12 protein-coding genes are annotated in these 15,218 nt (G+C 40.6%); 8 read left to right on the top strand and 4 right to left on the bottom strand.

The features are described 5' to 3' along the window. Positions 1-142 precede the first annotated feature (142 nt). From PARA125_RS08285 to PARA125_RS08250, 8 genes are all read left to right on the top strand, one after another. Positions 143-670, top strand: coding sequence for a hypothetical protein (locus PARA125_RS08285; protein WP_213158423.1), 528 nt, complete (start codon positions 143-145; stop codon positions 668-670). Between the two features lie 4 nt (positions 671-674). Further along, the gene (locus PARA125_RS08280; protein WP_213158422.1) at positions 675-1,202 is read left to right on the top strand and encodes a SycD/LcrH family type III secretion system chaperone; all 528 of its coding nucleotides are present in this window, start codon (positions 675-677) and stop codon (positions 1,200-1,202) included. Then, positions 1,183-2,346 carry a hypothetical protein gene (locus tag PARA125_RS08275; protein WP_213158421.1) on the top strand — a complete coding sequence of 388 codons (1,164 nt, stop codon included), beginning with the start codon at positions 1,183-1,185 and terminating at the stop codon, positions 2,344-2,346. The genes PARA125_RS08280 and PARA125_RS08275 overlap by 20 nt, the downstream gene beginning before the upstream one ends. A 14-nt stretch (positions 2,347-2,360) precedes the next feature. Then, on the top strand, positions 2,361-3,095 hold the full coding sequence (locus PARA125_RS08270; RefSeq protein WP_213158420.1) for a hypothetical protein: 735 nt from the start codon (positions 2,361-2,363) through the stop codon (positions 3,093-3,095). Positions 3,096-3,581: 486 nt separating this feature from the next. Continuing rightward, on the top strand, positions 3,582-5,045 hold the full coding sequence (locus PARA125_RS08265; RefSeq protein WP_213158419.1) for a RimK family ATP-grasp domain-containing protein: 1,464 nt from the start codon (positions 3,582-3,584) through the stop codon (positions 5,043-5,045). 2 nt (positions 5,046-5,047) lie between these two features. Continuing rightward, on the top strand, positions 5,048-6,298 hold the full coding sequence (locus PARA125_RS08260; protein WP_213158418.1) for a carboxylate-amine ligase: 1,251 nt from the start codon (positions 5,048-5,050) through the stop codon (positions 6,296-6,298). Between the two features lie 19 nt (positions 6,299-6,317). Then, positions 6,318-7,016, top strand: a complete 699-nt coding sequence (locus tag PARA125_RS08255; RefSeq protein WP_213158417.1) for an N-formylglutamate amidohydrolase — start codon at positions 6,318-6,320, stop codon at positions 7,014-7,016. Between the two features lie 36 nt (positions 7,017-7,052). Further along, positions 7,053-7,802, top strand: coding sequence for a C39 family peptidase (locus PARA125_RS08250; protein ID WP_213158416.1), 750 nt, complete (start codon positions 7,053-7,055; stop codon positions 7,800-7,802). Positions 7,803-8,235: 433 nt separating this feature from the next. Here PARA125_RS08250 and PARA125_RS08245 read toward each other — a convergent pair whose 3' ends face one another. From PARA125_RS08245 to PARA125_RS08230, 4 genes are all read right to left on the bottom strand, one after another. Continuing rightward, positions 8,236-10,266: a protein-tyrosine phosphatase family protein gene (locus PARA125_RS08245; RefSeq protein WP_213158415.1), complete on the bottom strand. Its 2,031-nt coding sequence runs from the start codon at positions 10,264-10,266 to the stop codon at positions 8,236-8,238. 27 nt (positions 10,267-10,293) lie between these two features. Further along, positions 10,294-12,069, bottom strand: a complete 1,776-nt coding sequence (locus tag PARA125_RS08240; protein WP_213158414.1) for a phospho-sugar mutase — start codon at positions 12,067-12,069, stop codon at positions 10,294-10,296. Positions 12,070-12,512: 443 nt separating this feature from the next. Further along, positions 12,513-12,947 (bottom strand): YkgJ family cysteine cluster protein, encoded by a 435-nt coding sequence (locus PARA125_RS08235; protein ID WP_249274296.1) that lies wholly within the window; start codon positions 12,945-12,947, stop codon positions 12,513-12,515. 289 nt (positions 12,948-13,236) lie between these two features. After that, positions 13,237-14,568, bottom strand: a complete 1,332-nt coding sequence (locus tag PARA125_RS08230) for a hypothetical protein (RefSeq protein ID WP_213158412.1) — start codon at positions 14,566-14,568, stop codon at positions 13,237-13,239. Positions 14,569-15,218 lie beyond the last annotated feature (650 nt).

Below are 15,218 nucleotides of genomic sequence, written 5' to 3'. Positions count from 1 at the left end.
CTGCTAGGTTTAACGAATTTTTTTAGTCGCTTTACTTAAATTGGAGAGATTGATATGATTCATTTTCAAAGCATTCAAACTTTATTAAGTTAGTAATCGATTAAAATAGCATAACTGATTTAATTGCTTTTAGGAGGGAAAGATGGCAAATCAACAAGCTGTCGTCGAAGTCTTATCGAAAGCTTTAGACAATCAAGAAAGCGTAGATCCTAACCACCTTTCTGTAGAGGCTTTACTTCTTTTGATTAACACGGAAAGGCTGCGCCAGTTAAAAGAAGAAACAATTAAAGAATTTTCTACCCTAAAAAAGCGGCAGGGAGAGGTCAGTAAACTGCACAAGCTTTTACAAGTGATCAATAATGCAACCTCTAGTAAGGGGGAAGTGGATTGCTCCCATAATGAAGAATTAAAAAATCTTTTAGAAGAAGCAAAGCAAATCGGGGTCAGCATTCCTGAAAATAAGCAAAGCTTTAAAAAAGATGAAAGAGATCGACTCATCGAAAACATTCGGATGACGATTGAGGACCAAAATATCCAAAACGAAATGCAAATGCAAACAATTACACGCTTGACAAATGATCGTTATGAGACGTATCAAATGGCAAGAAGTATCTTAAAACCCTTGCACGAAGATAAAATCAATAAGGCGCGCAAGATTGCGGGTGGATAAAGCCATGGCTACTTATGGGACTCAAAGTCAGATGGAAACGATGGAGAAATCCCTCGAACAGATCTCTGATTTTATAAGTAAAAGCGGTCAAAAGCCGATCCTTTCAACAGAGGTCCTCTCATGCTTATATGCCTCTGCTTATGAATTTTATACGCACGGCAAGTATGAAACCGCTCAACATTTTTTTCAAATGTTGACTGTTTTAGAGCCTCATTCCAAAAAAAATTGGATGGGATTAGGGGCTACTTTGCAAGTTCAAAAAAACTATCAGCTGGCACTTGAAGCTTATTCTTTTGCCGCGTTGTTAGATTTAAATGATCCTTATATTTCTTTTCATGCTGCCGAATGCTTTTTCTTCCTCGATCAAATTCAACACGGATTTGACGCTCTCACCGCAGCTGAGGAGATTGCAACTCAACAAAAAAATGATTCACCCCCTCATCCTCTCCTTAATCACATTGAGCTGATGCGAACAGGATGGAAAAAATACCTTAAACAGACAGGAGACCAACATGCCTGTACCAAAACTTAATTCAACCACTCCACTCGGTTTAGAGCAAAAGACGCTGCGTATCAAGGACATTATGGGGAAAACGGCTCCGGTCCTACCAGAATCTGATTATTATGTGAGTACTCTCCAATCGCTTGCTCAATTTGAGGAGAAAGAAGCCGAACCCGAGCTCCTCCCCATTGTGCCTGAGCAGCCTAAAAAGGGCGACTCAGCTGCATTAGGGAAGGTTTATGATTATGTGTCTTGGTTTATAGGGTTATTTTATAAGTCAGAAGTTAAGCCAATCCCTGCTTCCGAAGTCGATCTCCAGGAGCAAGAGGATGAGGAAGAACAACCTAAAATTCTTTCTAAACCGATTACTCCCTGTCCGCGTCTTCAAGCGCCCGATCTGATTGACGAACACGCTTTGCAGAAAACGATGGCAGCGGTGGATCATTTGCTTTATCAAATTAAAGAAACGAATGAGGAGGAGCACGAGCAGGCAAAAGAAACTCCAAATGGAAATAAAGTGGTGGTTCGCTCTCTTTTTCAACCCATTGAAGCAAAGCAGGGTCAATCCAGTCAAAAAGACGATGGAAGCAACTCGGGCAGCCATGCTTTTCTAAAGCAGGAAATAGACCTTAATGCAGAAGAAGCCTACCTCTATAAAGAATACATGCGGCTGCTTCTGGTAGAAAAGGAACTTTCCCAAGAAAATTTGAAAATTTTAACAAATCTCGTTTCGATTGCTGTCACTACTAATAAAGAGCTAGGAAAAACTTATTTTGATCTTAAGGACGAGCAAGCATCTAGGAATAAAGTGGTGAAGGTTATGCAGTGGGCCGATGGGCTTTTTGCCGGGTGCATGATTGCGGGTACAGTGGCAACGGTAGCTCTCACAATTGCCTCTGCAGGTGCAGCTTTATTTATAGTAGCGGGAGCCCTTCAGGCGGGACTGAGCTTGGGAAAAGGCACAACCGATTTTCTTCAAGCGATTTTTCAACATAAGAGTCAAAAACTGATGGGCGAAATGCATGCCCTTTCCTTAGATCGCCACCAAAACAACCAGCAAATCGAGTTATATATAAATGGGCTGCAAGACTCCTTAAACCATGTGAAAGAGTCTTGGGGAGAGCTTATTAAGCTTTTGAGACAACGTCAACGGGCTTTGAAAATTGAAGCTTAAAGGAGGCACACATTATGGCAGTAACGGTGGATTTTAAGAAAAGAGATGTAAAAGATCATAGCGAGCTTCACGATTATGAATCGAGCTTAGCGCAGGGAAGTCCTTTGTTGGATGAGAATGGGAACCCCTGCTTACGTGACCCGATTGAGCTCTATTTAGAAAAATTAGGGGAACAGCTGCGTGAGGAGCTAGCCCATGTCAGCTCTAATGATGAAAGATTGTTGAACCTTGCCTTAAGTGTCTTGATGCTGATGTTTCGCAAAAGCTCTCGCTTTGACCAACAACATTGCCAAGATACTTTCCTTGAGATTAAGTATCAGGGCGTTAAAATTCGAGATTCGATTGATAATTGGAAGAAAATGGTTCCTTCGATTGCTGCGGCGGCCCTAACGATTGCTTCGGGATTCACAGGACTTGCTCCAGCAGCCGGAGGAGCCTTTAAGGCGGTTCATATTATTAGAGAAAAGGGGACTGTTTTTAATACTTTAACAGGAATAGGAAGTATTTCGTCTCCGTTAGGTGCATTTGGACAAGGTGCCGGGTCTGTGCAGGGAATTGTCACCAACCGTTTTGATGCGGAAAGATCGTTTAGGGAGCTCCGCTCAGATCGTGCCAAGCAAAAGCAGCAAGAAGCCATCCAATCTTCTTCTGCGAATACCCAAAAATGTGATGCCATGGCTAGAAAAATTTACGAGCTTTTGGCTCAACATTCTTCTGTTTTTACTCAAATGGCCGGCGGGCAATCCTAGCGTTTTCTCTAATTTCTAAAGCACTCTTCACAAGAGTGCTTTTCTACTTACTTTACAGGCAAAAATAGACGCATCTATACTCTTAAAAGGCTTGGTTGTGCGCTTATTTGTGAAGTCATCCCTTGCTATTTTCCTTAATCCCTAGCTAAGCATCTCCTTCGGCTGTCTCAAAAGAGCGTAGGCCTATTGTTGACTGAGTGGAATTCCTAATTTGACCTCTGGGGGCTATCTTTCTTGCTTTTACTCCAATTTTTTTGCCTTATTTTGGCCCGTCCGAAAGGAGAAAAGCAAGACAAAAAAAGATGGGGCAAGTTCTAAAAGAAATGTGAAAAAGATCTCATGCTTTTGTAATGTCTTTTTATCCCCAAATTTATTTGGAAATTTTGATTGCATTTCTCTTTCTAAAATACTAAAAAAATAAACAAGGGAGAAGGTCCAAAAAAGATCGTTTTCGCCCCTTATCTATTAAATAAATAGAAAGGTTTTATGCAGATTTTTGTTGTTGTCAATAATCTTAAAGATTGGCCACTAGAGATTCCTGAAATTGAAGTCATCGAAGCTAAGACCTATTTGATGGACCCGTCCTATAGTAAAATACGCCACGCCCGTATCTTTAATCTGTGCCGGTCATATCGCTATCAAACAATTGGTTATTACGTGACTTTGATTGCCACGGCGCGGGGGCATAAACCCCAGCCAAGCTTAGTGGCTATGCAAGATTTTAAATCTTCAGCCATGATTCGATTTGTTTCGCAAGAGTTAGATGAGCTCATTCAAAAAAGCTTAAAGTCGATCCATTCAAACCGCTTTACTCTGAGTATTTATTTTGGAAAAAATGTGGCGCAAAAATATGAGAGGTTGTCCTCTCATCTCTTTAAAGAATTCCAGGCTCCTTTTCTTCAAGCTCAGTTTCATCGCGAGGCCCAAAAATGGTGTTTGACCTCGATTGGAACAATTGCTGGCAGTGAAATTCCGATTGAACATCACGACTTTGTGCTAGAAAAAGCCCGGGATTTTTTTCTGGGGCGTAAAACAATCACGCCTAAAAAAAGCAGTAAAACCTATGATTTGGCCATCTTGTATAATCCAGCAGAAAAGTATGGGCCTTCAAATGAAAAAGCCATCCAGAAGTTTATTAAGGCGGCAGACTCGTTGGGAATGTGTGCCGAAATCATTCATAAAGAAGATTTTGGAAGGCTTGCAGAATTTGATGCTTTATTGATTCGGGAAACCACCAATGTCAATCACCATACCTACCGATTTGCACGCAGAGCCGCAGCAGAGGGGCTAGTAGTGGTCGATGATCCCGAGTCGATTTTGAGGTGTTCAAACAAGGTTTATATGACAGAACTTCTAGAACGTTACTCGATTTCGGCTCCCAAAACAATTGTTGTGCACAAAGATAATTTAGAAGAAGCCTTGGCCAGCTTGCCTTTTCCATTTGTGATCAAGCAGCCTGACAGTGCTTTTTCTCAAGGGGTGGTCAAAGTCAGCAATAAAGAGGAGTTTTATCAGGTTTGTAGCTCGCTAATGGAAAAATCGGATCTTCTTGTGGCCCAAGAATTTCTTCCCACTGAATTTGATTGGCGCGTCGCTATTTTTGACGGGCAGCCTCTATATGTCTGCAAATATTTTATGGCTCGAAATCACTGGCAAATTTATAACCATTCTTGCAAAGGGGGGGCCGCTACAGGAAAATATGAAACTATCCCTGTTAGCCAAGCTCCCAAGCAGGTGATTAAGACGGCTTTAAAAGCAGCCAAATTAATTGGGGATGGCCTTTACGGAGTGGATTTAAAACAAATAGAGAAAGAATGTTATGTCATTGAAGTGAACGACAACCCCAGCATCGATGCAGGCATTGAAGATCTTGTCTTGCAAGAAGAACTGTACCATAAAATCATTTCAATCATTTTCCACCGAATTGAAAAGCAAAAAAGAAGATTATAGTTATGTCAGCTCCTCTTAAAGAAGAACCTGTGCACGCCATATGGCATTTATTTGATGTATTTGGGGTAGAATTAGAATACATGATTGTCGATCAAGACAGCCTCAATATTCTACCGATCACGGATCAGCTCTTTTATTCGGTGCTAGGAGAATATAAGGGAGATTACGAGAAAGAGCCGATCGGTTGGTCGAATGAGCTCGCTTTACATGTTTTAGAGCTTAAAACAACGCACCCCACTGCTAAACTCCCTCTCATATATGAAGATTTTCAAAAAGAGATAAAGAGCATCAACGAGTATCTGAGAGCCTTCAATGGGATTTTAATGCCTACCGCCATGCATCCATGGATGGTCCCCTCTCGCGAAATGAAACTATGGACGCACGACAATAAAGAAATTTATGCGGCTTTCAATCGTATCTTCAATTGTCAAGGGCATGGCTGGTCTAATTTGCAAAGCAATCACTTGAATCTTCCTTTTGGAAACGAACAGGAATTCATACGTCTACATGCTGCTATTCGGATGGTATTGCCCTTAATCCCCGCCCTAGCCGCAAGCTCTCCTATTGTTGAAGGAAAACCCACAGGTTTGCACGACACCCGCTTAAATGTCTATCGTTCCAATTCTGCTAAAATTCCTTCTATTACCGCTCATATTATTCCGGAAGTTTGCCGGTCTTTTAATGACTATAAAACCAAAATATTTGATCAGATTTATCAGGATATTGCCCCCTTTGATCCTGAAAAAACGTTGCAGTATGAATGGCTGAATGCTCGAGGGGCCATTACTCGTTTTAATCGGAACGCCATTGAAATTCGCTTAATAGATGTCCAAGAGTGCCCCAAGGCTGATATCGCGATTAACAAGGCTCTAACAGAAGTGATTCGGTGTTTGACTCAGGAGAAATGGGTCTCTTTGGCATCCCTTCATCAATTCCAAGAAGAGCGTTTGAAAGAGATTCTGCTGGATACCATCAAACAAGGAGAGTTTGCAGAAATTCACGATAGAGAGTTTTTACAAGCTTTTGGATGGTCCTTCTCATCAAAGTGTAGAGCTAAAGATTTATGGGGCTATCTGATTCAACAAATTGGATTGGAAAGTGATCAAACGCTTCAACATATCCTCGCACATGGCACACTTTCTACACGCCTTCTTAAGGGGTTAGGTGCCCATTATTCGCGCAAGGAATTAGAAGAAACGTATCGCTATCTCTGCCAAAATCTGGAAAAGGGGACCTTATTTTTGCGTTCTTAGCGGGAAAAATAGGAATGAAATGCGCTTTTTGGTGTTGACTTGTGAGCATGGGGGCAATCAAGTGCCTCCACGTTGGAAATCTTATTTTAAAAAAGCTGGGGCTGCTTTAGCCTCCCACCGAGGCTATGACAAAGGGGCGCTGGAGCTGGCCCAATTTGTGTCCCAACATCTCTCCGTTCCCCTCATTTTTAGCACGACAACGCGCTTGCTCGTGGAGCTTAATCGTTCTCTGCACCATCCCCATTTATTCTCTTCCTGGACAAAAAATCTGTCTTCTGAAGAAAAAGAAGAAATTCTTCAGAAATATTACTATCCTTACCGTTTACAAGTAGAAGAAAAACTTTTAGAACAAATGAAACAAGGACCTATCTTACATCTTTCTGTGCATTCATTTACTCCAGTTTTAGAAGGAGTAGAACGAGAAGGAGAGATAGGCTTACTATATGATCCCAAACGCCAAAAGGAGAAAAATTTTGCTAGGCAGTGGAAGCAAGCCTTGCAAGGCAATGTGGCTGCGGGAATGCGAGTGAGAATGAATTATCCTTACTTGGGTAAAGCAGATGGACTCACAAGTTTTCTGCGTAAAAAATGGGACGAGAATTTGTATTGGGGAATTGAGTTAGAAGTTAATCAAGGACTTAAAGAGTCGGAAAAGAGGTGGGAAAGCCTTAAAAAAGGGATCCTTTTTTCTTTGCGGCAAATCCTTGAGTTAAACTAATTATTTATATATCGTGAAATAACGATAGGCAGGATTATGAAACAAAAGCTTTCCATCAATATGCTTCCTCAACCCAATGAAATTACTTGTGGTCCAACGTGCCTGCAAGCGGTTTACCACTACTATGGAGATGTAGTGCCCTTGTCAAAAGTGATAGAAGAGGTTCCTTCTTTGGAAGAAGGAGGCACATTGGCTGTCTTGCTGGCATGTCATGCTTTAAAGCGGGGTTATGACGCCACTATCTACACTTATAATTTGCAAGTTTTTGATCCTACCTGGTTTGAGCCAAAGCCACTATCAAACATCCAACTCGCCCAAAAACTTAAACAACAGGCTGACGCCAAAAAAAATAAAAAGCTGCAAATTGCCACAAATGCTTATCTGGAGTTTTTGCGCTTAGGAGGAAAAATTCGTTTTCGCGATCTTTCGCGTAGTTTAATTCGACATTATTTGCGTCAAGGCGTTCCCATCTTGACTGGGCTGAGTTCAACCTTTTTGTACCATAGCTGCCGCGAAATTGGGGCCTCAAACCTGCAAGATGACATTGCTGGGGAGCCAGAAGGACATTTTGTGGTTCTTTTTGGTTACGACAAGCAAAAAAAAGAAATCTTAATAGCGGATCCTTTTGTGAGAAACCCCTATTCCTATGATCTGAAGTATAATATAAGTATGGATCGAGCCATCTGTTCGATTCTTTTAGGCGTTTTGACTTATGATGCGAATTTTTTGCTTATTCGGCCTAAACAAAAAACTAAAAATGAGGGGGGGAGAAAAGAGAGGGAATAGGTGTAAAAAACGATGGCATTTCTCCATGCAATGAGAGAGGGGAGATAGGTTGCCTTTTTCGAAAGGTTAGACAGCAGGTTCAAGTTTTATGGTTTCCCTGTCAGGCCCTTTTGAGAAAGAAAAACCGAGGGCTTTCCCATAAGCTATGCAAGCAGCTTTTCCATCTCACCTTTAAAGGTAAAGGGAAGCAGAGAAGGGCAAGAAAACGTCTGTAAAAGTAGGCGTCTCAAGTACACATAGGGCTTTTGAAACTCCTACTTCTTAGCTTTAAAGGCTATCTTTCTTTAGGCATCAGCTCTCCATGGCTTAAATAAACAAGCCGAGCTTATTTTCCGCCATGACAAGGTTGTAAGTATTCATGGCGATTTTTATTTAAACAGCGGCCTCTTTGAGGGTATAATCTTTAGAGGCCTTTCTGCCGTTCCCTAAAAGGTTATGAGGATTTTTCTTTTAGGGTCTTTAACGTTTGTAAAACAGCTAAAAATAACCTTTCCTCTTGAAAAATACTCCACAAATCTAAATTTTTATTGGTATCTCCATCGATGAAAAATGCAGGATTTACAATCTTTAGCTTTTCAATGAGGGCTGGCTGATGTTGTTCAAAAAGCGAGATAAGCTCTACACAAGAAATCTGATAAAGCAAAAGATTTCTTAAACTTTCGTAGGCGGCTGGTGTTTGCTCTATTTTTTCAGCAAATGTGGAGCTTGTCAACAGCTTTGCAAGCAGCGCTTTATGTGTCTTAGAAGCTTCCCCTTTATCTTTTGGAAAAAGGAGGGTGTGCAGGTTTTTTAATGTGGCCGTATGCTTTTTCTTATGTTCTTCGATCGCTGAAGTTAAAATTTTGGGGATTAATAAGGCTTTTAGCTCTTCAACCGTTGTCCATCCAAAACGGTCGATTTGCTTCTTAACTTCAGGTTTAAGCTCCTGCCAGAAAATATGGTTTTTATAAAAGGTCGATATAGCAGCAAGAATCCCTTCAGAAGGGGTTTCAATGTCTTTTTCCGTGATTCCTAAGATTTTTAAGGTGGAGATAATTTCAGCCACTTGCTTCGCAGTCGCTTTTTCGTCTGGATTAAAGGAAGTGAAAATCGCTGCCGCTAATTCCTCAAAAGTTTGGGTTGTAGGGGTATTGTTAAGCAAGGAGGCTTCTTTAACTGATAGAGAGGGCTTTTGCAAGGATGCATATATAAAAGCAACCTCTTCAGGAGTTTTAGGTATAGCTGTGCGGCCTAAAGTTTTTGCCACCTTCTTTATGGAGGAGTGAATAGGAAGAGGCTCTTGCTCGTTTGCTTTTAAGTAGCCAGCAAGAACGAACATTCCGACATGAGCCATATTATCTTTTCCGATAATTAAGGGAACTTTCCCTCCCTTATTTTGACGCAGCTCTTTTTCATTTTTAAGAAAAGCTTGAAATTCTTCAAAAGGGGGAGTCCCACATTCTGGCCAGTTGAGATAGGCAAGCCATGTAACTTCTCTAATAATCGAAGATCGATCCTCCTCTTCTTTTATAACTGAAAAGGTTGTTTTTACAACCTGCTGAGAAATAAAGGAGACATGTTTAAGTTTAATGCTGATAGGTTCTCCCTCTATGAGGGGATAAATTTGCTTGGGTTCTAAGGCAAAATAGGGAAGATAGCCTAAGGAAACCATATGAGAGGTGTTGGCATCATCAAAGGCCTTCTTGAGCATTTCCTCAGTTTGTGGTGGGAAAGCCACATTCAGGAGGGTATTAGAAATTGTAAGTGAGTGAATTCCAGTAAGGCTTTCTGAAGTGTCCTGTGAGGTGTAAGTTTCAAGAAGGCCGCCATTCAATTCTTTTATAAGCTCTTCAAGAGAAAAGTCTAAATTCTTAAGGGGAGAGTAAATGTGCTTGAGATTTTCATTCACCTCCTTAAAGCGAGATTCATCGGTAAGCAAGCTTTTTAAGATGTCGAGGGGGCGATCGCTCGGATTTTTTTGATATTTCTTTGCTAGATATTCAGCAGTTATGCCTGTTTGAGCCCATTTTTGGATAGATTGCAGCCTTTCAGAAGGAAGGCTATGGCAAAAATCGAAGAGCTCAGGATCTTTAGTAAATTTAGAAATATAGGTTTTTTGCAATAAGTTGAGAAATGGCTTAGAAAGTTTTTCTTTGAATTTCAAAAAAAACAAGGCATCTTTTTTTTGATCGGATTGATCTAAATTGCCTTTATTTTGTTCTGCGAGGCCTTTCGCTGTTTTAAAAAGGTGATTTATTTTATTAAGCGTAGGTAAGTCTGTCTCTTCCAGCCGCTTGGCGATATATTTGGAGTTTACAAACCCTTTTCCCTGAAAAAAACATAGCAACTGGTGTAAAAATTTTTTAAAAAAATTAGAGTCTAAACAAGCTATTGCCTGTTTCACGCTTAAAGTTTGTTTTGGCAAGCCAATTTCTAAGCTTTCTGCCTTACGGTAGGTTGTGATCGCTGTCACAGTGCTTGACATATTGCTCCTTTAATTAAATAAAGTAACTTAACTCTTTAGGATATTTTGAATTTCTGAAAGGAGTTGATCTGCATATTGGGATGCAGCTTGTGCCACTTCTTCAATAGAGTGAAAACCTTTCCTCTTTACTCCGCAATAGAGTTTGATTTTTGGCTCAGTTCCGGAAGGTCGCGCAATAATTTTGCTTCCATCTTCTAGCCAAAAGAGAAGGACGTTCGATTTGGGAAGCCCAATAAACTCTTGCTTACCTGTTTTTAGTTCGGTCTTAATAGAAGTTTGAAAATCTTCGATCCTGATAACTTCGACTCCTCCGATGGAGGTGGGAGGAGAGGCGCGTAATTTTTGCATACCTTTTGCCATCCTCTCTTTATCTAATTTGGTCTCTTCGAATTGCAAGGAAAGCAATTTTTCTAGGTAGAAGCCATGTTTTTGATAGAGGGAGTTTAAGAGATCGACTAAAGTTTGATTGTTTTTCTTAGCATGCAGGGCAGCTTCGCAAACTAATAAGCTTGAAAGGAGTGCGTCTTTATCCCGCGCTTGAGTGCCGAAGAGGTAGCCACAAGATTCTTCCCCTCCAAAGACATATTGATAACCGTTTTTTTCTTGTTCCCATTCATGAATATGCTGAGCAATGTATTTAAAACCAGGAAGAACGTTAAAGCATGTCTTATGGTAGGCTTCGACAATACTTTTAAACAACTCCGTGGTGACAATTGTTTTAATAAAGGCGGCGCGTTCGGGCATTTGTTTTTTTTGCGTCAAAGCTTCGCATATATGGGCTAAGCAGATGCAGGCTACTTGGTTTCCTGTCAAAATGTGGATAGTCCCTCCATGTTTCACGGCTACGCCTACCCGATCGGCATCTGGATCAGTTGCAATTAAGAGATCGGCATTTTGCTGTTTGAGCAGATCAATACCCATAGATAATGCTTCTGGTTCTTCTGGATTAGGATAATGCACGGTGGGGAAATTTCCATCTGCAAGGATCTGATCTTTCACATAATGAATGGTTTCAAATCCCCATTGTTTAAAAGCCTGGGGCATGAGGCTAATGCCTGTGCCATGCAGGCTCGTGTATACGATCCTTAATTCTTTTCCATGAACTTTATTTTCTTCAGAGTACATTTGGAGAGATTCAATCGCTTTTAGATAAGCTTGGTCGATCTCTTCTTCCACCCTTTCTATCAACGGGTGTTCAAGAGATTTGACTTGGCGGATCATAGATAAATCTACGATTTTGTTCACTTCAGCCATAATCGCTTTATCGTGCGGGGGGAGAACTTGGCCCCCATCGCTCCAATAAACTTTGTACCCATTATATTCAGGGGGATTGTGGGAAGCTGTTACCATGACGGCTGCTTGGCATTTTTTATATCGGCAGCCGAAAGAAACATAGGGAGTGGGGCGAAGGTGTTTGCACAGGTAGGCTTTAATCCCATTCCCGGCAAAAACTTTGGCTGTTTCTTCAGCAAATAACTGAGAGGAATGGCGCGAATCATAGCCAACAAAAACGGTTTTCTCCTGCCCATCTTTTTGTTGCAAAAGGTAATTGGCGACTCCTTGGGAAGCTGCTCTAACAGTATAGGGATTCATACGGTTTGTGCCGATGCCCATGATTCCACGCAACCCGCCTGTACCAAAAGAAAGAGTGGTGTAAAAAGCATCCACAATTTCTTCGGGATTTTCTTCTAGAAGGTGGCGAATTGCTTGCTTTGTCTCTTCATCATAAGCCTCTTCTAACCAGCGATTGACGTTGGTTTGGGCAATAGGGTCGAGAGCAATTTTTTCATTAAACTGTGTCATTAGCTTCCTCAATAAATTGGACTTAGTTGCAAGAGTTCGTGGACTATTAAATGAAAAGGGGGGTCCTGCCTGGCTGCTATAAAAATGGCACAAGAACCCCTTCATCACCTCTCTACAAATAGAGGGGTGAAAAGGGACACGATCTAAAAGAGAGGGCTGAAATTTTTTGACAATATCCTCAGCTTTCCTTCACCAAAAAAGGCGCAGGTATAGCTAGTGTCCGGTGGTGTGAAACCTGCCATATTTTCGATTAATCCGACAATAAGAATTTCTAATTGGGATAGTAAATCCATAAAGATCAGCTTATAAAAGGCCTGCTGATAAAATTTTTTGCGCAAGAGCAACGGCAAGGCTTATAGTAACAGCCGATTTGCCAATCTTTCCTTTTGCCGAGAAATTAAGTCGGTCGCTGCGCCAATTTGAGATAAAGCCTGCTCCATGAGCTATAAAGAAGCTTGAATAGAGAGTTGGTGCTGTATAGTCTCAAAAGGGACAGCGGGGGCGTTGCTGCGCATCCCTTCACACCGTATGGCTGCTTCCTCCCAATCTTTTCTTGATTTTAACAATTGCGGCCACCATGGAAAAGTACGACACTGTTTTGGACGGAAAGCATACACCTCACATTTTTTGTCTTTTAAGAAAACGCAGTCGAATGTTTGGGGGTGTTCTCTTAATGAAAAGCGATTTCCGACTTTACGCAAATATTTTTCAGAAAACTGATCGAGAGAAAGGTTTAAATGAGAAGCTAGCAGGCTTATTTCTTCTGCGGAAATCCACACATAGCCAGGTGCTCCCGTACAGCACTGGCCGCATCCTGTGCATTCGAAAGAAAGTCCTTGTGTATACCAAAGAGGCTCTTTCTCTGGTTCATTAAACATGGGTATGCGTTTCTCTGACATTTTAATCCCGATTATTGTAAATTTGCCGCATTCCAGCTTCGACAAAAAGATTAAAAAATAATCTACCTAGCGTCTAAAACAAAGGTGGCATTCTTTTTCTTTAAATGAGAAGCTTTTAAGCTAAAATGTTAAATTATCCGAGAGCACTTGTCAAGCTTCCCTAGTAAGGAGAAGGCTTTATGACTTGAGATGAGCACAAAAAAACTTTGTCCCCCGATGTTGGGAATAAGGATTTGAATTTTATTTTAAGAAGTAATGCAGAGAAATTTTATTCAGCCAATATTTGCTGAATTTTCTCTATAATAGAAATCCCAGCTAAAGATCCCTTTATTTTTTCAAAATCATAGGGGTCCTCTTTACTTCCCCTTTGGACGAATCTTTCAATGAGGCTAGCTGTATAGTCATCAAAATTATTGAAAAGAGGTAATAGGCGCGCAAGGTCCTGATCCTGATAACTATAGCTGTTAAACGAACGCGCAAAAAAAGTGTCGATTGAAGCTTTATATTTTTCCCGTTGTTCTTTAAAAAAAAGCTTGCCTAGCAGGGCTTGCTGGATAATCTCTTTTTGTGTGCCCAAGTTTTTTAACTGGGAAAGGATTTGTTTGAATGTTGGGGAAGGATAGCCTGTCAGCTTCTTAGCCGATTTTTTTTGTGTGGCTAAGAGAGGGATAAGTAAGCGTGCGGGAGCGTCTCGCCCAGTCTTTAATAGCCCGATTAGAGCCGCTACAATTTCTTCTTTTTCTTCTTCCCCTTTTCCCTCTGCAAAATTGCTTGCAAATGGACTATAGTTTTCGTCTAGAAATATTTTAACATTCTCACAAAAACAGTTTTCCGAATTTTGGGCGATAAAGCCTAGCATGCTTTTAGCAGTCGTTTTCATAGGGAGATCCGTTTCGGCTTCAAAAATCATCTCTGCCGTGATCCCATCGTGTACCAATTCTTGAATCAATTGATGATTTCGGTGCGGCATGTTGAGATATAAAGCTTGGCACAAATCGGGATCGTGGGTGAAGTGTTCCAAATCGCGGCGAAGGTCAGGGCCCAAATAGTCGTTAATTAGCGTATCGATCTCCTCAGGACTTTTTGCATTTATCAAAGGACCAATACCACCCTCCTCTAGTACAAGGTCATGTGCGGTGATATTTTTTTTCAGGCATTTTAAAAGGTATTCGGCATAGACGTTTTCAAGCTGCTTTTTCACTGCGTCGTCGTTTAAGTCTTTTGTGAATTTTTCATAGGCTTTTTTATCTCTCGCCGGTTTAACAAAATTTTCCACAAAATGCGAAATTTTTTTGTTTTCTTTTGTAAGGCTCGGGTAAGCATTTTTAAATAAATTTGCGAGCTTATTTAGGTCTTTTAAGTTGTGCGAGTTAATTCTTCTCATAAGGTTTTTTTCATTAAACCATTCATACTTTGTAATAAAGAGCTTTAAGCGAGCGATAAACTTAGTGAAAAAATTTCCTATCACAGCGGAGATGGCGTTTTCTACTGAAATTGCTTTTGTAAATTTTTTTGCAGAGGGCGGCGACAGATTGTTGGAGCCAGCTTTATTGGATCCTAATAGAAAATGGTTAAAACTATCTTGCACACTATTTGTCATACTTTGTTCCTTTTCGATCGCTTTTTAATTTGAATAAGCGGGCAATTTTATTAAATTTAAATTTATTTTAGAATAGCAGTTTGGGACGAAATTTTCCAGTGAATAAGAAGGTAAAAATTTCAAAGGCCTTTTTGGGCTAGAAAAGTAAAAGAGAGGATTCTCTCTTAATTTCATACCCAAATTTCGAGAAGGGTTCTATGAAAGACATTATTCACATCGACAAAATATCCAAAAAAAATTTATTCCATCCATTCGTAAAGAAAGGGAGAAGCAGAGTAGTTCCTTATTCGCCGCTAGCGAAAATGCTGCTTATCGTATGCCGCGCTTGCGGCGGAGATTCAAGAAAAAAGAAAGCGCCCCTAGAGGGAAACCTGTCTGCCTAGCAGGGCGGCTATGGCTTGATTTTTGTGCAAAAAGGCTTCTACCGTTTTCTCTTTAGCCCAAGAAGAGGAGCTGCCATTAGTTTTGTAAATAATTTCTCCTTTTCATGCCCTTACTTGCTGAATAGCCTGTAAAATGGATCTCAATGGACGAAGCAGGAAGGGGCATAAGAAGAGTTTTAAAACCATTTTTTACAGAGGCGAAAATAAAACTTCTTTTGCTTGTCTGTTAGATCTTTTTTGAAAAGAGGTCTATCCATCATAAAATTG

It is taken from the genome of Parachlamydia sp. AcF125 (assembly GCF_018342475.1).
GTDB lineage: Bacteria > Chlamydiota > Chlamydiia > Chlamydiales > Parachlamydiaceae > Parachlamydia.
This window is presented reverse-complemented; position numbering and strand designations above follow the sequence as displayed.